Origin of the sequence: Pacificoceanicola onchidii (assembly GCF_004804335.1) — a bacterium.
GTDB classification, from domain to species: Bacteria; Pseudomonadota; Alphaproteobacteria; order Rhodobacterales; family Rhodobacteraceae; genus Pacificoceanicola; species Pacificoceanicola onchidii.
Map to the genome: position 1 here is coordinate 16,991 of NZ_SRXY01000012.1, position 20,560 is coordinate 37,550.

General features: G+C 64.2%; 20 protein-coding genes. 11 read left to right on the forward strand and 9 right to left on the reverse strand.

Going from position 1 to position 20,560, the window contains the following annotated elements; all coding sequences use genetic code 11:
* Nucleotides 1–114 precede the first annotated feature (114 nt).
* The 4 genes from E4662_RS22960 to E4662_RS24190 form a co-directional block, all read right to left on the reverse strand.
* On the reverse strand, nt 115–936 hold the full coding sequence (locus tag E4662_RS22960) for a CpsD/CapB family tyrosine-protein kinase (RefSeq protein WP_136443977.1): 822 nt from the start codon (nt 934–936) through the stop codon (nt 115–117).
* A 15-nt stretch (nt 937–951) separates the two neighbouring features.
* Entirely contained in the window at nt 952–2,520 is a 1,569-nt protein-coding gene (locus E4662_RS22965; RefSeq protein WP_136443978.1) for a GumC family protein, read from the reverse strand.
* Entirely contained in the window at nt 2,520–3,413 is an 894-nt protein-coding gene (locus E4662_RS22970) for an ExeA family protein (protein WP_136443979.1), read from the reverse strand. Before E4662_RS22970 ends, E4662_RS22965 begins: the two co-directional genes overlap by 1 nt.
* Nucleotides 3,414–3,553: 140 nt before the next feature.
* A complete protein-coding gene (locus tag E4662_RS24190; RefSeq protein ID WP_168798066.1) occupies nt 3,554–3,721 on the reverse strand; it encodes a hypothetical protein in 168 nt (55 codons plus the stop codon).
* 29 nt (nt 3,722–3,750) lie between these two features.
* Between E4662_RS24190 and E4662_RS22975 the strand changes: the two genes are divergently transcribed.
* The 3 genes from E4662_RS22975 to E4662_RS22985 all read left to right on the forward strand — a co-directional run bounded on the left by E4662_RS22975 (nt 3,751) and on the right by E4662_RS22985 (nt 8,377).
* Nucleotides 3,751–6,177, forward strand: a complete 2,427-nt coding sequence (locus E4662_RS22975) for a tetratricopeptide repeat protein (protein WP_136443980.1) — start codon at nt 3,751–3,753, stop codon at nt 6,175–6,177.
* Between the two features lie 262 nt (nt 6,178–6,439).
* Nucleotides 6,440–7,051, forward strand: coding sequence for a polysaccharide biosynthesis/export family protein (locus E4662_RS22980; protein WP_240705304.1), 612 nt, complete (start codon nt 6,440–6,442; stop codon nt 7,049–7,051).
* An 18-nt stretch (nt 7,052–7,069) separates the two neighbouring features.
* Nucleotides 7,070–8,377: a hypothetical protein gene (locus E4662_RS22985; RefSeq protein ID WP_136443981.1), complete on the forward strand. Its 1,308-nt coding sequence runs from the start codon at nt 7,070–7,072 to the stop codon at nt 8,375–8,377.
* Nucleotides 8,378–8,417: 40 nt separating this feature from the next.
* Here the strand turns inward: E4662_RS22985 and E4662_RS22990 are convergent, their stop codons facing one another.
* Nucleotides 8,418–8,957: a GNAT family N-acetyltransferase gene (locus E4662_RS22990; protein WP_136443982.1), complete on the reverse strand. Its 540-nt coding sequence runs from the start codon at nt 8,955–8,957 to the stop codon at nt 8,418–8,420.
* Nucleotides 8,958–8,982: 25 nt separating this feature from the next.
* The gene (locus tag E4662_RS22995; RefSeq protein ID WP_136443983.1) at nt 8,983–9,240 is read right to left on the reverse strand and encodes a YjhX family toxin; all 258 of its coding nucleotides are present in this window, start codon (nt 9,238–9,240) and stop codon (nt 8,983–8,985) included.
* Between the two features lie 653 nt (nt 9,241–9,893).
* On the opposite strand from E4662_RS22995, the gene E4662_RS23000 reads away from it, so the two are divergent.
* Nucleotides 9,894–10,574, forward strand: a complete 681-nt coding sequence (locus tag E4662_RS23000) for a VPLPA-CTERM sorting domain-containing protein (RefSeq protein ID WP_206080349.1) — start codon at nt 9,894–9,896, stop codon at nt 10,572–10,574.
* Nucleotides 10,575–10,622: 48 nt separating this feature from the next.
* Here the strand turns inward: E4662_RS23000 and E4662_RS23005 are convergent, their stop codons facing one another.
* Nucleotides 10,623–10,949, reverse strand: coding sequence for a protealysin inhibitor emfourin (locus E4662_RS23005; protein WP_136443984.1), 327 nt, complete (start codon nt 10,947–10,949; stop codon nt 10,623–10,625).
* Between the two features lie 9 nt (nt 10,950–10,958).
* On the reverse strand, nt 10,959–12,047 hold the full coding sequence (locus E4662_RS23010; RefSeq protein WP_136443985.1) for a M4 family metallopeptidase: 1,089 nt from the start codon (nt 12,045–12,047) through the stop codon (nt 10,959–10,961).
* Between the two features lie 187 nt (nt 12,048–12,234).
* On the opposite strand from E4662_RS23010, the gene E4662_RS23015 reads away from it, so the two are divergent.
* Complete coding sequence (locus E4662_RS23015; protein ID WP_136443986.1) at nt 12,235–13,146, forward strand: hypothetical protein; 912 nt, start codon at nt 12,235–12,237, stop codon at nt 13,144–13,146.
* Nucleotides 13,147–13,182: 36 nt separating this feature from the next.
* On the opposite strand, the gene E4662_RS23020 is transcribed toward E4662_RS23015, so the two are convergent.
* On the reverse strand, nt 13,183–13,548 hold the full coding sequence (locus E4662_RS23020; protein ID WP_136443987.1) for a VOC family protein: 366 nt from the start codon (nt 13,546–13,548) through the stop codon (nt 13,183–13,185).
* 165 nt (nt 13,549–13,713) lie between these two features.
* Here E4662_RS23020 and E4662_RS23025 point away from each other — a divergent pair, with 165 nt between their 5' ends.
* The 6 genes from E4662_RS23025 (at nt 13,714) to E4662_RS23050 (ending at nt 20,557) form a co-directional block, all read left to right on the forward strand.
* Nucleotides 13,714–14,403, forward strand: a complete 690-nt coding sequence (locus tag E4662_RS23025) for a hypothetical protein (RefSeq protein ID WP_136443988.1) — start codon at nt 13,714–13,716, stop codon at nt 14,401–14,403.
* A 144-nt stretch (nt 14,404–14,547) separates the two neighbouring features.
* Nucleotides 14,548–15,666, forward strand: coding sequence for a GDP-mannose 4,6-dehydratase (gmd, locus tag E4662_RS23030; RefSeq protein WP_136443989.1), 1,119 nt, complete (start codon nt 14,548–14,550; stop codon nt 15,664–15,666).
* A 3-nt stretch (nt 15,667–15,669) separates the two neighbouring features.
* A complete protein-coding gene (gene fcl / locus E4662_RS23035; protein ID WP_136443990.1) occupies nt 15,670–16,647 on the forward strand; it encodes a GDP-L-fucose synthase in 978 nt (325 codons plus the stop codon).
* Nucleotides 16,648–16,768: 121 nt separating this feature from the next.
* On the forward strand, nt 16,769–18,172 hold the full coding sequence (locus tag E4662_RS23040; RefSeq protein ID WP_136443991.1) for a hypothetical protein: 1,404 nt from the start codon (nt 16,769–16,771) through the stop codon (nt 18,170–18,172).
* Nucleotides 18,173–18,365: 193 nt separating this feature from the next.
* Entirely contained in the window at nt 18,366–19,325 is a 960-nt protein-coding gene (locus tag E4662_RS23045; protein ID WP_168798067.1) for a nitroreductase family protein, read from the forward strand.
* Between the two features lie 23 nt (nt 19,326–19,348).
* The gene (locus tag E4662_RS23050) at nt 19,349–20,557 is read left to right on the forward strand and encodes a polysaccharide pyruvyl transferase family protein (RefSeq protein WP_136443993.1); all 1,209 of its coding nucleotides are present in this window, start codon (nt 19,349–19,351) and stop codon (nt 20,555–20,557) included.
* Nucleotides 20,558–20,560: the final 3 nt, after the last annotated feature.

The window sequence follows — 20,560 nt, forward strand, 5'->3', positions numbered from 1 at the left end:
ATGATTTTCTAGGACGTTTTCTGCATCAGCAAAATCAAGGAGTTATGAGGTAGAAAATCCAATGGGTTCAAATGGTACGCGGTCACCGGATTTTCTTATGATACGATCCTGCCTTCAATAATAATCGTAGCCATACCCGTAGGTGCCGCCGGAGAACTTGCACTTGTTCAGCACGACGCCCAGCACATTGGTGTGAGAGGCGATCTCGCGTTCGGATTCGTCGACCTGCTTGATCGAGGTCTGTTCGGCAGCGGCGACCAGCATCACGCAGTCCACGTGATTGAGAAAGCCGATGGTGTCGTCATTCACCAGAAGCGGCGGCATGTCGAAGATCATCAGCGTCGGCGCGTAGGATTGTTCGATCTGGCGCAGGATCTCGCCCACCTGCGGCGCCTGCAGCAGGTCCGAGGAGTTCGGCACCGGCCGGTCATTGGTCGAAACCGCAAAGCGATCGGAGATCCGACAGGCGTTGTCGGCAAAAGGCGCGGCCCCCCGCAGCACGTCGGCGGCGAGGTAGTTGCGCCGGATGCCCAGCTTGTCCGCAAGGCTCGGGCGGCGCATGTCCGCCTCGATGAGGATCGTCGAGACATCGTCGCGCCGGGTCAGGCTGAGGCCGAGGTTGATCGCCACCGTGCTCTTGCCGCAGCCCGCCGTCGGCGAGGTGATGGCAAGACGCTTCCAGCCGTTCTCCTGCATCATCTTCAGCGTGCGGGTGCGCATCAGGTCAAAGGCGGCGCTCTCCCCGCCCTGCCCGCTCTGCACGATCCGGTTGTGTTCTGCCACTTTCGGGTCCAGCGGATGCCGGGGCAGCGCCTCCCAGTGGCCGCTGATGTCATGTTGCCCGGCATTGCCCAGAACGGGATGCGGCGCGGCGGTGTCATGGGTGCCCTGGCGTTCGGCGCGGGCCTTGGCAATGGCAGCCTGAATACGTTCCATATCAGTGACTTTCGATCAGGAAGAGACTGCGGATGTCAGCGAGTTGAGCTGGCTCAGGATACGCTGGATCAGGTCGCCGCCAAGCGCGCCTCCCGGCCCCAGCAGGACCCAGGCCCCGCCCACACCGACCAGCAGCACAGCGGCAAAGGCCGAGGCCCGCACGATGCGGCGGCGGCGGATCTGCGCCCGGGTTTCGATGTAGGGCACGGTGGCCAGCGCCGCGATGCCGAGCTTGTCGCCAATCTCCGACGGGCGGCGGATGGCGCTGTTCAGCAGTTCAAGCAGCGCGATCAGGCCAAGCGCCACAAACAGACCGCCGCCAAAGCCCCCGGCCAGCAGCAGCGGGCGGTTCGGGCTGACCGGGTTCTGCGGCGCGATGGCCTGTTCGACAAGGCTGATGCGCTGCCCCTTGGAGAGCGCTTCGATCATGTCGCCGGTCTCGGCGCGGGCCTTGTTGGCCACGGCCTGGTTATACTGGGTCTGCAGGTTGGTGTAGTCGCGCTTCATCGCGTCGAGCGTCACCGTGTTGCCGGGCGTCTCCGAGATGGTCTCGACCAGGTCTTCCATCTGCGCCTCAAGCTCGACGCGCTGGCGCTCGATGGCGGCGATCTGGGCGTCGATATCCGCAAGCTGCAATTCGAAGGGGCTCGGCGGCAAGCCCACTTCGGAAGAGGCGCCATCGCTGGCCTGGGCCTGGCTCTCCTGCTCGGCCACCACCTCTTCGAGCGCGGCGATGCGGGCGCGCAGCACGGCGATCTTCGGGTTGTCGAGCGACAGGATGGCCACGGAGCTGGAGTAATCCCGCTTCAGCGCGATCAGCTGGCGGGCCTCGACGGTCAGCTGCTGCCCGGCTTCGGCATCGGGCACGGTGCCGGTGTCTTCGAACAGCTCGACCAGCCGGTTGCGGCGGTCCTTGAGCGCGTTTTCGTTGCGGTCGAGCGCGGCGAGACGCTCCTGCACCGAGGCCTGACGCGAGCGGCGGAAATCGAGACTGTCCGGCAGGCTGTCGAGGTTCTCTTCCTGGAAGGCCAGCATCCGCGCCGACAGGCGGGACATCTCTTGGCCCAGCCGGTCCACCTCCTGGGTGAAGAAATCCAGCGTCTGGCCCGAAACCGTGGTCCGCATGGCCACGTTTTCCTTCAGGATCAGCGTGACGATCTCATTGGTGACCGTTGCCGCCTGCTGGCCCTTGTCCGCCTTGAAGCTGACATTGACCAGCGTGGCCTGATTGCGTCCGCCCTGCACCGCGATGCCGATCCGCTCGCGCAGGTCCGCGACCTTGTCGCTCGCCGGGATGCGCGCATCGTCGTAGATATCCAGCCGGTTGGCCATTTCCAGAAGCACTTCGCGGGTCAGGATGCGCTGTTGGATGATCTGGATCTGCTCGGTGGCGGCGGTCTGCACCGTCGAGGCGGCCAGCTCGTCGGGGATCTGCTCGGATTCGACCAGCAGACGGGCTTCGGCCTTGTAAACCGGCGGCAGGGTCGAGGCGAAGTAGAAGCCCACCCCGCTGCCAATCGCAACGAAGAGGATCACCCAGGGCAAACGCCGCAGGAAAATTCGGAAGTAATACCCAAAATCCATCACTCGGCCCTCTTACCGACATCCGCCTCCGGTTCTTCGGCGTCCGGAACAAGACGCGGGGAAGAGCCGGCCCCGAAGAATACACCATCGTCAAGCACGGCCTGAACACTCTTTTCCCCCACGGTCTCTTCAGAGCCCCCGAAGGCATAAAGCAAGGAAAGCTCGGCCAGTTGGTTAACCAGCCGCGGCACCCCGTCGGTCATGCGGTAGATCAGCGCCACGGCGGCGTCGGTGAACAGATCGGACTTGCCGCCCGCCACTTCGACGCGGTGGGCGATGTAGCCGCGGATCTCGTCGGCGGTCATCGGGCCGAGATGGAAAGAGACCGCCACGCGCTGCGCGAACTGCGCCATGTCCGGGCGGCGCACCATGTCGCGCAGCTCCGGCTGCCCGGCCAGCACCAGCTGCATCAGCTCGTCGGAGCCGGAGTTGATGTTGGTCAGCATGCGCAGCTCTTCGAGCGATTCGCGCGTCAGGTTCTGCGCCTCGTCGAACACCAGCACCACGCGGCGCCCGGCGGCGTATTCGGAAATCAGGAACTGCTGCAGCCGGTCGAACTGGGCGACATAGCCCTCCCCTTCGGTGATCTCGATCCCCAGCGCCTGCAGCACCCATTGCAACAGCTCGCCGCGCGCGCCGTGGGCATTGGCCACAAGGCCGATGCTCAAGAGCGGATCGGCGGAGTTGAGGAAATGGCGCAGAAGCGTTGTCTTGCCCGCGCCCACCTCGCCGGTGATCAGCGTGATCGGCGCGCAGGTCAGCAGACCGTATTCCAGCAGGGTCCAGGCGCGTTTGTGCGCAGGCGTCCAGTAGAGATAGTCCGGGTCCGGCGTCAGGGAAAAGGGCCGTGACTGAAGTCCGAAATGATTGAGATAAAGCTGCAGGTTATTCATGAAATAGTTGGTTCCGGGCCATGCGAATAATGATCTGGCTCATCAAAGACGACGCCCAGGGAGTCTCAGGTTTTGCCGCCCGAGGTATGACATATATTCTGTCTACCGTACAGACAATGCGGCAGGCTCATTGCCCCTGATCACGGCAAATTAACGATTTTCCGCTCAAAAATCAGTCTCATCCACCCGCCCGGCCGCAGCACAGCGCCCGGCGCCCGATCCGCCCAAATGCGGAATTGATCCATGCCGAAGCCCGGTTCGATGTCGACATTCCGGGCCGATTGCCCATAGTACACCAGCAAAGCCATACCCTTTTTCTTAACGTGACAGACTGCCCATGCTCCGATTTCCCCGACTTCTGCCTGCCCTGCTGATCTGTGTCACCTTTCTGGCCGCTTGCGAAAGCGACGAGGAAAAGGCGGAGCGGTTCTACCAGTCCGCGCTGACCTATATCGAGGACGGCGACGTCGACCGGGCGCTGGTCGAGCTGCGCAACGTGTTCATCGCGGATGGCTTCCACAAGGAGGCGCGCCTGCTCTATGCCGGTCTGCAATACGAGCGCGGCGAGCTGTCGGAGGCCTATGGCCAGTACCTGCGCCTTGTGGAGCAATACCCCGACACCGCCGAGGCGCGCGAGCGGCTCGGGCTGATGGCGCTGGAGCGGCGCAACTGGGAAGAGGCGATCCGGCACGGTGAACAGGCCATGCTGCTGGCCCCGGAGAGCACCGGCACCCGCGCCATTGCCGCCGCCCTGCACTACCGCACCGCAACCCTGGCCCGGAACCCCGATGGCCAGGCCGAGGCCGTCGAAGAGGCCCGCGCGCTGCTCGAAGAGGCCCCGGACGCGCTGGCTGCGCGGCGCGTGGTGATCGACGATCTGCTGCGCCGCGAAGAGGGGGCTGCGGCGCTGGAACAGGTGGATGCGGCGCTTGAATTTGCCGACACCTCGCTGGAGCTGAACACCCTGCGCGCGCAGCTGCTGGCCAACCTCGGCCAGATCGAGGCGCTCGGCCCGCATCTTCAGGCCATGTATGAACTCTATCCCGGCAACGAGGAAATCCGCACCTCGCTGATCCGCTGGTACATCAGCCAGCAGGACTTTGAAGGGGCTGAGGCTTTCCTGCGCAGCGAAGCGGGCAGCCCGACCGAGGACACCGACGGCAACATGGCCATTGTCGAGCTGCTGCAGCGCACGCAGGGCGCCGAGCCGGCCATGGCTGAGCTGGACGCGCTGATTGCCGCCGCGGGTGACAGCCCGGCGGGCGAGCTGTACCGCGCCGCCCGCGCCTCGGCGGATTTCGCCGCGGGCCGTCAGGACGAGGCCATCGCCGCCATGCAGGCCGTGCTTGAGGGGGCCACCGCTTCGGATCAGACCCGCCGCATCCGCGTCATGCTCGCCCAGATGCTCACCGCCACCGGCAATGCCGTCGGCGCGCGGGAACAGGTCGAGCGGGTGCTCGAAGAAGACCCCAGCCACGTCGGCGGCCTGAAGTTGCGCGCCGCCTGGCTCATCCAGGACGACAAGCCCGGCGAGGCCATCGCCAACCTGCGCACCGCGCTGGACCAGAGCCCGCGCGACACCACGGTTCTGGCGCTCATGGCCGAGGCGCACCTGCGCGACGGCAGCCCGGAACTGGCGCAGGAACGCCTGTCTCTGGCGGTGCAGATCTCCAACGGCGGCGTGGCGGAATCGGTGCGCTATGCGCGCTATCTCGTGGGCCGCAACCGGCTTGGACAGGCGGAAAGCGTGTTGATCAACGCCCGCCGCAATGCCGCCGGAAACGTGGAAATCCTCGGCCTGCTCGGGGAAATCTACCTGCGCCAGCAGAAATGGCCGCAGGCACAGAGCATCATCGAAACCCTGCGCCAGGTGGACACGCCGCAGGCGTTGCAGCTGGCCCGCGTCTACCAGAGCAGCCTGCTGCTCGGGCAGAACCAGATCGAGGAAAGCCTCGACTACCTGCGCGCCCAGATCGCGGCCGAAGATGGCACCAACCTTTCCGCGGTGATCCAGCTTGTGCGCACGCAGGTGCTCACCGGCCGTCTCGACGAAGCCCGCACCTATGTGGATGAACAGCTTGCGGAGAACCCCGGCAGCATCCCGCTGGAGCTTCTGAGCGCCAACGTGCACGCGCTGCAAGGCCAGCTTCAGGAAGCCGAGGACATCTACCGCGACCTGCTTTCGCGCCAGCCGGACATCGAACCGGCGATCCTGCAATTGCAGGTCCTCTTGCGCGCCACCGACCGCGAAACCGAGGCCGAAGAGCTGGTCAGCCGCAGCCTCGAGTTGCTGCCGAAATCCCGCCGCCTGCGTCTGCTTGAGGCCTACCGCCTTGAGAAACAGGGGAAATTCGAAGAGGCCATCGCGGTCTACGAGATCCTCTACGACGAGCAGACCTCGGATGTGGTGGTGGCCAACAACCTCGCCTCGATGCTGTCGAACCACCGCGACTCGCTGGAGGATCTCAACCGCGCCTATGCCATTGCCCGCCGTCTGACCGGCTCTGACGTGCCTGCTTTCCAGGACACGCTGGGCTGGATCCTGTTCCTGCGCGGTGACATCGACGAGGCGGTCATCCAGCTTGAAGCGGCCGCTGCCGCCCTGCCCGAAGAGCCCAGCGTCTCGGCGCACCTCGGCCTTGCCTATGCCAAGGCGGGCCGCACCGAGGAGGCCAAGGCGGCGCTGGAGCGCAGTCTCGCCATCGGCGGCGAGACCGACGCGCCCTGGCGCGCCCAGGCAGAAGCGGCGCTGGCGGAGCTTTAAAGGTCAGGGCACCCTGGCCTTGAACTCCCTTCACCACAGGCGCGGCTTGTGCTCTGACGATGAGGTCCCGGATCAAGTCCGGGACGGGGGTGTGCTCATGCCCGGCAGCGCCCCAATCCACGCCGGAACTGCGTGCAGAAGGACACAAATCCGCGCAATCCGCGCACAACAGATTGTATGCGCCGCGCGTCCCCGGCATACAGGCGAAAGCGCCGGTGCCTGCTGCCCATGACACGCGGCGATCATTTCGACCGGGGGATTCATGATGACGATCATCCGCGCCTGTTTCGCGCTTTGCCTCGCCATGCTCGCTTTGACCACACAGGTCGCCGCGCAGGGCTCTTACCGCATTCAGCCCGGCGATGTGCTGCGCGTCGAAGTGCTGGAGGACGAAAGCCTCAACCGCGAGCTTCTGGTGCTGCCGGACGGGCGCATCTCCATGCCGCTGGCGGGCGATATCAAGGCGGCGGGCCGCACGGTCAGCCAGGTGAAGCGGGCCATCACCTCGGGGCTGAGCAACAACTTCTCGCTCAAGCCGACGGTTTATGTCGGGGTGAACAAGGTGACCGAACCCGAAGAGCGCCCCGAGCCGGAAGCCCGGATGCTCAGCGTCTACGTGCTGGGCGAGGCGACCAAGACCGGGCTGTTCGAGGTTGAACCGGGCACCACCGTGCTGCAGGTCTTCTCGCGGATGGGCGGCTTTACCAATTTCGCTGCCAAGAAACGCATCCAGCTGCGCCGCCGCACCAAGGAAGGCGAGCGCATCTACACGCTGAACTACAAACATATCGAGCGCGGCAAGAGCAGCGCGGGGCTGGCCCCGGTGATGGAGGGTGACGTCATTGTCATCCCCCAGCGCCGCCTGTTCGAATAAGCCGCCCGAGGCGTCCCGGTGGCCCTGTTCCGCACGCTTTTCGCCGCAGGCCTTGCGCTCTGCGCGCTCCCCCTGCCGCTGGCGGCGCAGGACGGGGGAGATGCGGGCGGTGTCTGGCTGCGGCTTGGCCTGAACCAGCGCTTCGAGGCCACGGAAAACGCCGATCTCAATCTTTCTTCCGAAGGCCGGACCACCCGCGCCGCCACCGCGCTGGCGCTGGTCCTGTCGAGCGAGACCCGCACGGATTTCATCAGCCTGAGCTTTGGCGCCAGCCTGCGGCATGCCGAAGGTCCGGATGACGAAGATGACGTGAGCTTTGCGCTGCAGGCGCCGCGGGTGGAGCTGTCTTATGCCCGCAGCGGCACGCAATCGCTGCTGGAAACCCGGTTTGCGGCGCGCACCGAAGAGGTCTCCTACCTGCGCAATCTGCGGGACTTCCTCAACGAGGACGGCACGCTGCCGGAGGAATTCGAGACGATCAACGACCTGATCGACAGCGTTGACCGCGAGGCAGAGGGCCAGCGCCGCACCCTCAGCGCCAGCGCCGGGGTGCGGTTCGGCATCGACGGGCCGGTGGAAGGCGGGCTGCGGCTGAGCGCGCAGCACGTGGATCACTTCGGCACCGATCCGGCGCTGTTCTTCGACAGTGAATCCTACACCGCAACCGGGGATCTGCGGCTGGCGCTGACCGAGACGCTGACCCTGAATTCCCGGCTGAGCTATACCGAGTTCCACCAGGACAGCAGCCCGGTGCGGGAGACCTGGGCGCTGACGCTGGGGCTGTCGCAGAGCCGCCCGCGCGGCACCCTCTCCTTCAGCCTCGGCGCGCGGCAGGTGGAGGAAGGCACCAGCTACACGCTGAACAGCGGCTGGTCGACGGAGCTTGCGGGCGGGGACCGGCTCGGCTTCACCCTCGGCGCAAGCCGCAGTGCAAACGGCACCGACGCGCTGACCGGCACGCTGAGCTACAACCGACCTCTGCCGCGCGGGGCGTTTTCGGCGCAGCTGCGGCGCGGGCTGACCAGCGGCACGGAAGAGAGCGAAGAGCTTTTCACCCTCGCCTCGCTTGGCCTGACCCATGAATTCGGCCCGCTGACCAGTGGCCAGATCGGCCTGTCCTGGATCGACACCGAAGACCTCGCCATGAGCGCCCGCACCACGCGCGGCGCGCTGGATATCTCGATCAGCCACCAGTTCGTGCAGGACTGGCAGATCAGCGCCGGCTACCGCCGCAGCATGCTGCGTGACACCACCGTGGGCAGCGGCTGGGCCGAGAGCGACAGTCTCTTCGTGAGCATCAACAAGACCTTCTCGCACCGGTTCTGACCGGGCGGCGCGCCCGGCCCTGCCGCGGACACCCGCGGCGTCACCAGTGCGCCGGATCCTCCAGCGGCGGGACGCAGCGCGACGGGCCGGCCAGCGGGGCGAACGCCCCGTCGGGCAAAGCCCGGCCAAGCCAGCCTTCGGGATAGCTCAGCGGCTGCGGCGGGCGGGCCTGGGCCTCGGTGATCGGGGCAAAGCCGACCCGGCCGTAAAAGGCGATATCGCCATAGGTCAGGACAATCTCCACCCCGGCCTGCCGCAGCACCTCAAGCGCCCCGGTGATCAGGCGCTGGCCAAGGCCCCGGCCCTGGTGGCCGGTGGCCACCGCAGCCGGGGAGAGGATGAACACGGTCCGCCCGTCCTCCGGGTAGGTCATGCGCGTGAAGAGCACGCAGCCCAGCACGGCCCCGTCCTCGACCGCCGAGAACACAGACATGTCCTCAGGGGGCAGCGCCGCGAGCATGTCCTGCACCAGCTGCCCGATCACCGCCCCGGCCTCGGCTCCTTCCGATGCGGTGAACGTGTCCGAGAACAGCGCAAGGATGGCGCCGGTTTTGTCTTTGTAGTCCGTTGTGATGTGCATGATCTGTATCCGTGGGTCTGTCTTGTCATCGTTGGTTGAGCTGCGCGCGCACGGAGCGGATCCCCAGCGCGGAAGCGCGGTAGGGACGACCGTTGCGGGACAGGATGAAGCGCCGTTTCAGCAGGCGCTGAAACACGCCGAGGGTGCAGTCTTCCAGCACGTACCCATCGCGCGTGTAGCAGGTGACGTTGTGGATCTTGCCGTTTTCCAGGCGGTCGTAGTGAATGGACCCGCCAAGCGCGAGTTCATGCAAAACACGTTGTTCGTGCTTTGAGATATTCATGGGATGTCTCGATTTTAGGAAAGAACAGGGCAAGGCCGCCCAGCGTCACGCGTGAGCGGTCCTGTCAGTCTTGGTGTTCCTGAGGGGCTTGCCAGGAACGGGCGTTATGCCCGGGACTCTTTCATAAAATCTCCATTGGATGGGACGCGCCGCCCCATACATGCCTTGTAGGTAGGAACAGCGCCCGCCGCCGTCAACACCGCGCGCGCGCCCCTGCCCCGCCAGCGCGGCTTCGCGGCCACAGGGGGATCTTAGGGTCAGGACCCATTGATTTACGACGCGCAGTTTGACAGATTTTGCTCCAGACTAGGCATAAAGCCGCAGGAATAGTTATCTATTTCAAGGCTCTATAACGCAGGTTGGGGCAAAATCCGTCAAATCCGTCATGCCGAAGGCATGCCATAATGCGTAGGCGCGCCTTCGGCGCGACGGACAAGGAGAAATGCACGCTCTCAGTCGCGTGGCTTCCTTGCCAAGGCAACCAGCCTTGTCTGCGAAACCCAAACGCCTGATACCGCGCATTTTTCCTTGCTGCGCATCGCAGATCAATGGGTCCTGACCCTAACGTGGATGCGCATTTGAGCTTTTGTTTTTCTCCGCAGGCGTTAGCCTCGGAACCCGGGATGACAGATCTTTTTAGGGGGGGATTCACAATGCGCAGATTTCTGGTCGCCGTTCTGGCTCTGTGCGGGAGCTTTGCCGCGCCAACGGCAGAGGCCGCAACGATCAACAGTGGCAGCGGGCAATATGTCTGGACCGACCTTGTCGGCACGTTCAGCGCAACCCAGGCCACCAGCACCCCCGGGGCCGTCTCGGTCCTGATGAGCGGCGTGGACCCGCTGAGCGACATCGCCGGGTTTTCCGCAGGGGACCAGTTGCTGATCACCATGCTGGGGATCGCCGGGGATTCCCGCGCCACCTCCGGGGACAACCGCTTTCGGCTGACCTCTTCGGGCACAACTGCCGATTTCACCTGGGTCGCCGGGCAGCAGAGCACCGCCGCCGATTACCGGCTGGCCCCGACACCGGAGCCCGGCGCGCTCGGTTTTCCGTCAACCGGCTTCACCTACCAGAGCGTGAGCTACCTGCTTGCGCCCGGCGAAGGCTTCAACGTCTTCTGGGATTATCATCACGATTATGACGGGCGCTACGCCGGGGCCACGGATATCCTTGGCAATGCCTTTGACGACAGCGCTTTCCCAAGCTCGATCCGGGCCTGGGTGCAGTTCGAGATCGTGGAAGCGGCTGCCGTTCCGGTCCCGGCCGCCCTGCCCTTGCTGCTCGCCGGTCTTGGCGGGCTGGGGCTTGCCACCCGCCGCCGCCGCCGGACCTGAGCGAAACGCTTCAGCCGTGATCGGGGGACCGCCCGTGGTGTCGCCCGATCACTTTCCCACCAGCACATCATCAATCAGATCGAGCATGTGCGGGGAGAGCTGGGTTTCGTCGAGTACAAACGGGTGCCGCCCGGCGTGATCCGTCACCGTGATCTCATAGGTCAGCGTATCCGCGCGGCCCGGCGTGGCCAGCCCGTCTGACAGGGCGCGCAGAGCCGCCGGATCGAAGGCCTCGCAAAGCGCCTGGGCGCGGGCCTCCGGCAAATCCGCAAGGGTGACGGATTTTGCCGGGGAGGTCACAGCCAGCCCGCCAAATCCACCCGATTTGCTGATCTCGATCAGAACCACAAGGCATCCCGCCGAGAATATGTCCACGCTTCGCTCCTACGCATCAATCCCCACAAGGTTCCACGCCCGGCGCAGCATCAGCATCTCGTAGCTGCCCGCACCGTAGAGGTCGATCGCCGCATCGAGCGTCTGGGCCGCCCAATCGCCGAAGGTTGCGTGCGGGTTGTTGATCTGTTGCAGCGCCTTGTACCAGATCTGCCCGGGTTTTTCCCACGATTTGCCGCCCATGTACATGCAGTAGAGGTAAAACGCGTGGTTCGGGATGCCCGAATTGATGTGCACCCCGCCGTTGTCCGAGGTCGTGTTGACGTAGAAATCCATGTGATACGGCTGCGGGTCCTTGCCCAGAAGCGCATCGGAATAGGCCATGCCCGGCGCTTTCATCGACCGCAGGGCGATGCCGTTGATGTTCGGCCCGAGGATGCCCTTGCCCACCAGCCAGTCCGCCTCGTAGACGTCCTGCCCCTGCGCGCGCTGCTGGGTCATGGCGCCGAAGACATCCGCATAGCTTTCGTTCAGAGCACCCGATTGCCCCTGGTAGATCAGCCCGCCGGAATGCTGCACAACCCCGTGCGAGATTTCATGGGCCACCACGGACAATTCGGTGAAGGTCTGGAAGATCTGGCCGTCGCCATCGCCATAGACCATCTGTGCGCCATTCCAGAAAGCGTTGTTGTAATTGCGGCGGTGGTGGACGGTCTGGAGCATCTTCATGCCGAAACCGTCGATGGAATTGCGGCCGAATTCCTCCGAATAGAGATCGAACACCGCCCCGGCCCCGTCATAGGCGGCGTCCACCTCGGCATCGCCGGTGGCCGGATCGCCTTCCTTGCGGGCCAGCGTGCCCGGCAGGCTGGCCTTTTCCTCGCCGTCATAGACCTCGCGGTAGCAGGTATGGCCCGTCGCGGCCCCCTGCGCCATGGCCATGGAGACGAACGTCCCGCCGCCCCCGGCGCTCGGCACCACCCCGGACCCGGCGCTTGCCGCCCGCTCTTCGCGCACGCTGTCGCCGATCTTGATCAGACCCTCGGCCATCTTGCGCACGGATTTGTCACCGCGCAGCAGCATGACCTCAAGCATATGCGGTGGAATAATACAATTGATCGGATTGTGACACTGGCACATGGGTAATTCTCCCCGTTTGAATGAATAGTTTTGAATGGGGATAGGGTATCACAAATATAATTTCGGATATACAATTTGGTTTCCATTTCCAATCAATTACCTATGGGCGATTCGTTATAATGTAACTCTCTGTAATAGGGTGAGCCTGCCCGCCTCATCCCCCGACGCAATCCAAAGGACAGGACCCATGCCCCGCCCCCTGACACATCTCAAGCGCAGGCTTGTCGCCGCGCGTCGCCTTTCTGCCCTCACGCTGGCCTTGAGCCTCTGCGCCGGCGGCGCGCAGGCCGCCACCTATACGCTTGAAGCCTCCGGGCGGCTGTCGACGTTGAGCAGCTATACAACCGTGACAAAAACCGGCGACTCCGAGAGCCTGTTTTCCCGGATTGATCAGGCTGCCGTGGCGGTTGGGGTTGATCCGCTGTTCCAGGCCGTCGCCCGGCCCACAAGCGTCGCGGTCAGCACCAGCGTTCTGGAAGAAAACGGCAGCCCCTCCGCCGATGCCTCGACCAGCAATATCCCGGTGCATTTCACCAATCTGGGCGCGCATGCCGGAGGCGCGTCTTTTGTGGACGTCTATCTGAATTTCAGCCTTGCGGGGCTCTTCAACTTCCCGCCGGACGGCGGCACCTTCACCCAGGCGACGGGCTCGGCGGACTACCGGATTTCACTGGCCTCCAGCGCCGATTTCATCGTCACCTCTGCCGATGTGGATTTCCTCGTCAACCGCCGCACCTCGACCATCGACCTCAGCGGCGACCTGATCGATTTCGCACTGGATCCCCTGACGAGCGGGGCCGATACATACGGCTTTGGCGGCAATATCGCGGTGCCGGTTCGGGTTGACCTGGCCTCTCCTACCGTCTTTGTCGGGCTGGAGGTCGGGGCCTTCAGCTTCAAGGTGGGCGGCGGATACAGCCAGGTGCTGGCAAGCCTCAACTTTGTGCCGCAATTTGCCACCCTGGAAGACGGCACCCCGGTGGCCGCACAGGTGCCGATCTCCAGCGTGCCGCTCGGCGCATCGGGGACCTACCTGATTGCCCTGATGCTCATCATCGCTTTTGTCAGCCACAGGCTCAGAACCCGCGCCATGTGTTGACCTGCATCTGCCGCTGTGCGCCACGGGCCGGGCAGGTCAGGCGGGGATGGCCTGCCAAAGCTCGATGGGGTTGCCTTCGGGGTCGTGGATGCGGGCGAAGCGGCCGATGCCGTCCATGTCCTGCCGGTGGCTGACCACGATCCCCGCCGCGGCAAGCTCGGCCACCGCTGCCTCGATATCCGCCACGCGGAAATTGAGCATGAAGCCGCGGTCTTCAGGGAAGTAATCGCTGTCTTCGGGAAAGGGCGCAAAGACCGTCACCCCCGCCTCTGTCATCCACGGCGTGCCCTCCGGGCCAGTGGGCACGGGATTGACGCCCAGATGCGCCTCGTACCACGCCGCCAGCGCCGCCGGGTCTTTGGCCCGAAAGAAAATCCCCCCAATCCCGAGTGCCTGCACCATTGTGTTGTCCTCAAAGGGTCGCTGGTGGGGAGCATAGGGCGCGGGCCGTGCGGCGATCAAGCGGGAGGGCCATTGCTGGCGCATTGCCTCTGGACATCCTCTCGGGATCATGACCGAATTCCATATCAATCCGATACCCGCCTGTGTTGATTTGACGAGACCCTTATGAAACCTCTTCAACTCGATGATGTTGCAAAAATTGTTTTGGTGACCCTTGTCATAATGGTCATTGCATCTGGCATCGGCTATCTCCTGAAACACGTGCTCTATGGGGAGCTATCAGCCTGGGTGCAGGCGGTCGGGGCCACCCTTGCCATCGTCGTCGGTTTCACCGTTGCCAATAATCAGGCCAAGGCGCAGCAAGACCAGCTGCAAAGCGAGCGGGCCGCCGTGGCGCAGGCCGCTCAGCTTCTCGCCTTCGAGGCGCTTGAAACTGTCGGTGGACGTCTGGAAGCCGCGTTGATGCCGCCCGGATCAGGGAAAATCCTGTCCTTGCAGGGAGACCGGACCACCGAGATGATCCTTGCGCTGCGCGAATTCGAGACATCCCGCCTACCGGCTGTGATGCTTACCCCCTTCATCCGCCTGCGCAGCCACGTCTATGCCATCAATGAACGCATTTCTGAAATTTTCGACAGCGAAGAAACTTCTAATCCAGAGAAAAACAAAGAGAACAAGGCGAGGCGGCACGCGCGCCTGAAAAGTACGGTGCGCGTTCGCAAAGAGGCCGTTGCCTTGTTCGAGGAGTTGCAGGAGGCGGCAAAGCCCTTTGGCGTGACACCCCAAACGCCCACCATCCACCCACGCGTCGCAGACTACGAGCACGATCTAACCCCCAAACCGCACAGCCTTTAACCACTCCGGCATGCGCGGCCCTGTGGCTGCGAACTCACCCCTTGCCCCTGCCCCGCCTGCCTTCGTACAAGCATCCCCGGTTTCATTTGAACGAAAGGGGCGCCGGACGCTGCGCCGGAGCCGCCCCGAGGGACAGGACATACGATGAAAAAGGCATTGATTACGGGCATTACCGGGCAGGATGGCTCCTATCTGGCGGAGTTTCTGCTGGAAAAGGGCTATGAGGTGCACGGGATCAAGCGCCGCGCCTCGCTGTTCAACACCCAGCGGGTCGATCACATCTATCAGGATCCGCACACCACCAATCAGAATTTCCAGCTGCATTACGGCGATCTGACCGACACCTCGAACCTCACCCGCATCATCGCTGAGGTGCAGCCCGATGAGGTCTATAACCTGGGCGCGCAGAGCCATGTGGCAGTGAGCTTTGAAGCGCCCGAATACACGGCGGATGTGGACGGCATCGGGGCGCTGCGTCTTTTGGAGGCGATCCGCTTTCTGGGCCTTGAGAAAAAGACCCGGTTTTATCAGGCGTCCACGTCCGAACTCTATGGCCTCGTGCAGGAAATCCCGCAGCGCGAGACCACGCCGTTCCACCCGCGCAGCCCCTATGCGGTGGCCAAGCTGTATGCCTATTGGATCGCGGTGAACTACCGCGAGAGCTACGGGATGTATGCCTGCAACGGCATCCTGTTCAACCACGAGAGCCCGCGCCGCGGCGAGACCTTTGTCACGCGCAAGATCACCCGTGGCCTCGCGAACATCGCGCAGGGTCTCGAAGACTGTCTTTACATGGGCAACATCGACGCGCTGCGCGACTGGGGCCATGCCAAGGATTACGTGCGCATGCAGTGGATGATGCTGCAGCAGGACGCCCCCGAGGATTTCGTGATTGCCACAGGCGTGCAGTACAGCGTGCGCGAGTTCATCCAGTGGTCAGCCAAGGAGCTGGGCATCGAGCTGGAATTCTCCGGGGAGGGGGTGGACGAGATCGCCCGTGTGGCGGCCGTGACCTCGAACACGGCCCCGGCGGTCAAGGAAGGCGACGTGATCCTGCGCATCGACCCGCGCTATTTCCGCCCCGCCGAGGTGGAGACGCTTCTGGGCGATCCGGCCAAGGCCAAGGAGGTGCTCGGCTGGGAGCCGGAGATCACCGCGCAGGAGATGTGCGCGGAGATGGTCGCGGACGATCTCAAGACCGCACAGCGCCATGCCCTGCTGAAACAGCACGGCTATGATCTGCCGGTGTCTCTGGAGGGCTGACCCATGACCAAGATCTACGTGGCAGGCCATCGCGGCATGGTGGGCGGGGCGATCCTGCGCCGTCTGGAGGCGCGCCGGGAGGCGGGCGAGGGTCTGAGCCTGATCACCCGCACCCATGCGGAGCTGGACCTGACCAATCAGGCGCAGGTGGCGGATTTCATGGCGACCGAGAAGCCGGACATTGTGGTTCTGGCGGCGGCCAAGGTGGGCGGGATCATCGCCAACAACACCTATCCGGGCCAGTTCATCTATGAAAACCTGATGATCCAGAGCAACGTGATCCATCAGGCCCATGCAAACGGCGTTCAGCGCCTGCTGCAGCTTGGCTCCTCCTGCATCTACCCCAAGTTCGCAGACCAGCCGATGCGCGAGGATGCGCTGCTGACCGGCACGCTTGAGCCGACGAACGAGCCTTACGCGGTGGCCAAGATCGCCGGGATCAAGATTTGCGAGAGCTACAACCGCCAGTACGGGCGCGATTACCGCTCGGTCATGCCGACCAATCTTTATGGCCCCGGCGACAACTTCCACCCCGAAAACAGCCACGTGCTGCCCGCGCTGATCCGCCGCTTCCATGAGGCCAAAGAGGATGGTCTTGAAGAGGTGGTGATCTGGGGCACCGGCACGCCGAAGCGCGAGTTCCTGCATGTGGATGACATGGCCGAAGCGTCCTTGTTTGTGCTTGATCTGCCGAAAGAGGCTTATGACGCGAACACCCAAGAGATGCTTTCGCATATCAACGTGGGCTGCGGGGAGGATGTGAGCATCCTCGAACTGGCCCAGACCGTCGCCCGCGTGGTGGGCTATGCGGGGCGCATCGGCACCGACCCAAGCAAACCCGACGGCACCCCGCGCAAGCTGATGGACGTGGGCCGCCTGAAGGACATGGGTTGGCAGGCGCGGATCGGACTGGAGGACGGTATCAAGGAGACCTACGCCTGGTTCCTTGAACGCGATCTGGCGGAGCTGCGGCAGAAATGAGCGGGGCGGGAGCACAGACGGGCTCCCGGATGAGCGTTGCAAAACGCCCCCCGAAAAGCCGCCTGCGCGCTGCCCGTCCGGGGCCTTGCCCGCTGGTCGCTTTTCCGGGCGCGACCAACCCATGATCCCCTTCTACCTCATAAACTGCCTTGCGCTGATCACCGTCTATGCCTCCGGCGACGCACATCCCGGGGCCTCGCTCCTGCTGGCGGCGAGCTTTCTCGTCTCTCTGGCCTGCTTTTCCCACGCGGTCTTTGCCCGCAGCCTCTCGGCCACCAGCTTTGCCTACCTGCTTTATGCCACCTACGGCTTTATCCTGCCGGGGCTGATGCAGCTGCGCAGTGACCGGTTCTACTGGATCAACAACTCGGTGCGGCGCGAGCTGATCCCCGATGCGGCGACGCTGGTCTTTGTCAGCACCGTGGCCTTTGCCATCGGCTACTTCGCCCGCACGGCCAGCGCCCGGCCCGAGCCCCCCGGCACCACCGCCCCTGCTCTCTCTGTCACCCGCAGCGCCGCGCTGTCGCGGGCGACCTTCGCGGTCTGCCTGCTGGCCTTTGCCTACCTGGCGGTGAACGTCCAGCGCTACGGGCCGCTCTCGTTCATCGGCACACGCTTTACCACCAGCCTCGCGCAATCGGCGGGCGCGGGGGGCGTGTCGGGGATCGGGCTGGCCTTTACCCTGACCCGTGGTCTCGCCATCGCCGCCTTTGCCATCTCCGGCTTCGTGCTCTGGCGGATGCGCCAGCGCGACGTGCTCACGGTCAGCGCCTTTGGCCTTTCCTGCGTGACGCTGGCGATTGCCAACTTTCCCCCCGCCCTGCCACGCTTCTGGCTGGTGGCGACCATCCTCGCGGTGCTGATGAGCGCCTTTTCCGGCTGGTTCCGGCGCTGGAAGGTGCTGCTCTTTGCCGCCGCGCCCTTGCTGCTCTTCTTCGTCTTCCCGGTGCTGCAGGCCTACAACCGCCGCAGCGAAAGCCTGAACTTCGAAGTCTCGCTGACCTCGCCGCTGCAATCCATGCTGCATGGCGATTACGACGGGGTGCAGGCGGCGGTGAACGTGATGGGGCTGGTGGGCGAAAGCGGGCTGGCCTTTGGCGGGCGGCTTCTGTCCTCGCTGCTGTTCTTTGTGCCGCGCTCGATCTGGAGCGGCAAGTACCAGCCCACCGGCTCCGAGGCCGCCGATACCGCAGGCTATCACTTCCTCAACATCAGCGCGCCGCTGCCCGCGGAGTTCTTTGCCGATTTCCACTATGTCGGGGCGGTGCTCGGGATGGGGCTCATTGGCTGGGCGGTGCGCAGCCTTGATGACATCTACGAGGCCGCCACCCGTCCGCTGGTGGCGATGGTCGCGATCATCCTTGCGGGCTTTGCCCCGATCATCGGGCGCGGGCCGCTTCTGGGGATCATCGCCGCCCCCGCCTCCTCGCTGTTCCTGCTGGCGCTGTGGTTCATTCTTTTGCGCCTGCGGCTTGGCCGGGGCGGGCAGACACGGGACAGACCGCACGCCCACAGGGCACCATGACCCGCCGCGCCGCCTTTTTCGCCTGTTCCGCGCCTTTTCCCTTGCGCAGCGGGGCGCGCCGCCTCTAGGGCAAAGGAAACCACTTTCATGATAACGCCTTCCCCGGAGATATATTGGATCTCTTTCGGAACAGACCACAATGGTACCGGACCGGTCGGCCTGCTTTTCCCGCCACAGAAGATGGATGCCCTGCATGAGTAGCTTCAGAAAATGGCGCGTCACGCGCCTCGTTCTTTGCTGGATCAAGGCATTCCACTGGACGCGCCACTACATGCGCCAGTCCGGGGCCTTTGTGCGCGGCTACAATCAGACCGCCTCGCGCGCCTGGATCCTGCGCGAGGCGCATACGGTCGAAAAAGGGCTTTCCCTGCCTGCGGTGCGGCACTTCTTTGGCCGGGCCAAGATCGACCATCTGCGCAGCGAGATGGCTGCCAGCGCCGGCACGCCCGGCAATGCCCCGGCCATTGCCGTGGGGCAAAGCGTTCTGGGCAGCTATGTCGCCTGGCACGCGCGCGAAGGGGTCAGCGATCCGCTGACCCAGGAGGTTGCCGACTCCCTCGCCGGGCGAACGGACGTGGACCCGGATCTGGGCGGCACCATCGCCCCGCGCCCGGCTGTTGGTGCCAACGAACAGGCGATCTACGACCGGCTGGTCAGTACCCGCCGGTCCGTGCGCAACTTCAGCCCCGAACCGGTTGACCCGGCGCTGATCGACGAGGCCATCGCGCTGGCCAATCTCAGCCCTTCGGTCTGCAACCGCCAGCCCTGGGCCGTGGCGGTGGTGCAGGAGCCGGACATGGTGCGCAGGATGCTGAACCTGCAGGCGGGCAACAAGGGGTTTGACCAGACCATCGGTACGCTTCTGGTGGTGCTGGCCGACACCACGGCCTTTGTCGAGGAATACGAGCTGTTCGAACCTTTCGTCGATGCGGGCATCTTCTCCGGCGCGCTGGTGAATGCGCTGAACGTCCGCAACATCGGCTCGTGCTGTCTCAACCTCTGCGTCTCGCACAAGATGGCACGGAAGGTGATCCGCGGGCTCGGGGTCGAGGAGCGGTTCTTTCCGGTGATGATGATCGCCTGCGGCCATGCCGCCGAGGACTGCGTCGTGCCGATCTCCAAACGCCTTGACGTTCAGACCTTCCGGTTCTGAAGCCGCCGACACGAGGACACCCCATGCCCGCCAAGAAAATCGTCTTTTCCTACCAGCTTCTGAGCAACATCGGCTGCGAGATCATCATTCGCGGCTCCATCGCCTTTCTGACACGCGCCTTCCCGCAGCACGATCTGCGCTTTGTGGTGCAGAGCTATCACCCCGAGGAAGACCGCGCCCTCTTGTCCGATCTGCCCAATGTCGAGGTGGTGCCGATGCTGGAGTGGAAGCGCTACCTGCGCGGGGTGCTGCGCAAGACCGGGCTGTTTGTCTCGCACTGGACGCCGCGCTTTGCCTCGGCCAGGGCGCGCGATGCGGATCTGTTTGTCTCGGTGGGGGGCGATATCTACACCATGTTCGGCGATGCCCTGCCCGAGGACTGGCTGGGTTTTGAAAGCTACGCCACCCGCAACAAGATCCCGGTGATGATGTTCGGCGCCAATATGGAGCGCTTCGAGATCCTTTCGGAGGGCGAGCGCAGGACCCTGCTTGATCACCTGAAACGCTTCCACCTGCTGGTGGTGCGCGACAAGGGCACGCATGAATATCTGGGCGGGCACGGGATTATCGGCAATACCGAGGTTTTCCCCGATCCGATCTTCTCCCTGCGCCCTCATGCCAGCATGGCCCGGACAAAGATCAAGCGCATCGGCCTCAACTTCACCCCTTTCCTGATCAAGGAATTCGGGGAAGAGAGCGTCACCCGCTTTGCCGCGCTCACCGAAGGGCTGGTCGAAGCCGGTTACGAGGTCACGTACATCCCGCATGTGGCCTCCCGTGGCGGGGCGGGCACCCAGCATGACCCGGCCGCGCTGGAGACGCTCTACAAGGCGCTGCCGCCGCAGATCGCCGAGAAGGTCACCGTCTATCGCGGCGAGATGTCCTTTGCGAAGATCGGCGCGGTGATCGGCGGCGTGGATCTGTTCATCGGCGCGCGCATGCACGGCTGCCTCAATGCGCTGACCCAAGGCAAGGCCACCTGCTTTGTCGCCTACAGCCGCAAGGCCTTTACCATGGTCGACTGGCTCAAGACCGAGACCCCCTTTGCGGATGTGGCCCAGAGCTTCAACGTGCTGAACGGCGACGCGGTGGACATGGCGAACATCACGGCGCTGATCGACGCCCATGACACATGGGCCGGGGCCAACGAGACCCCGGTGGAGATTGACACGGACGGGTATCTGCAAAGCCTGCCGGTCTGGGAGCATCTCTCCCGCGCGGTGAAGATCTGAGCC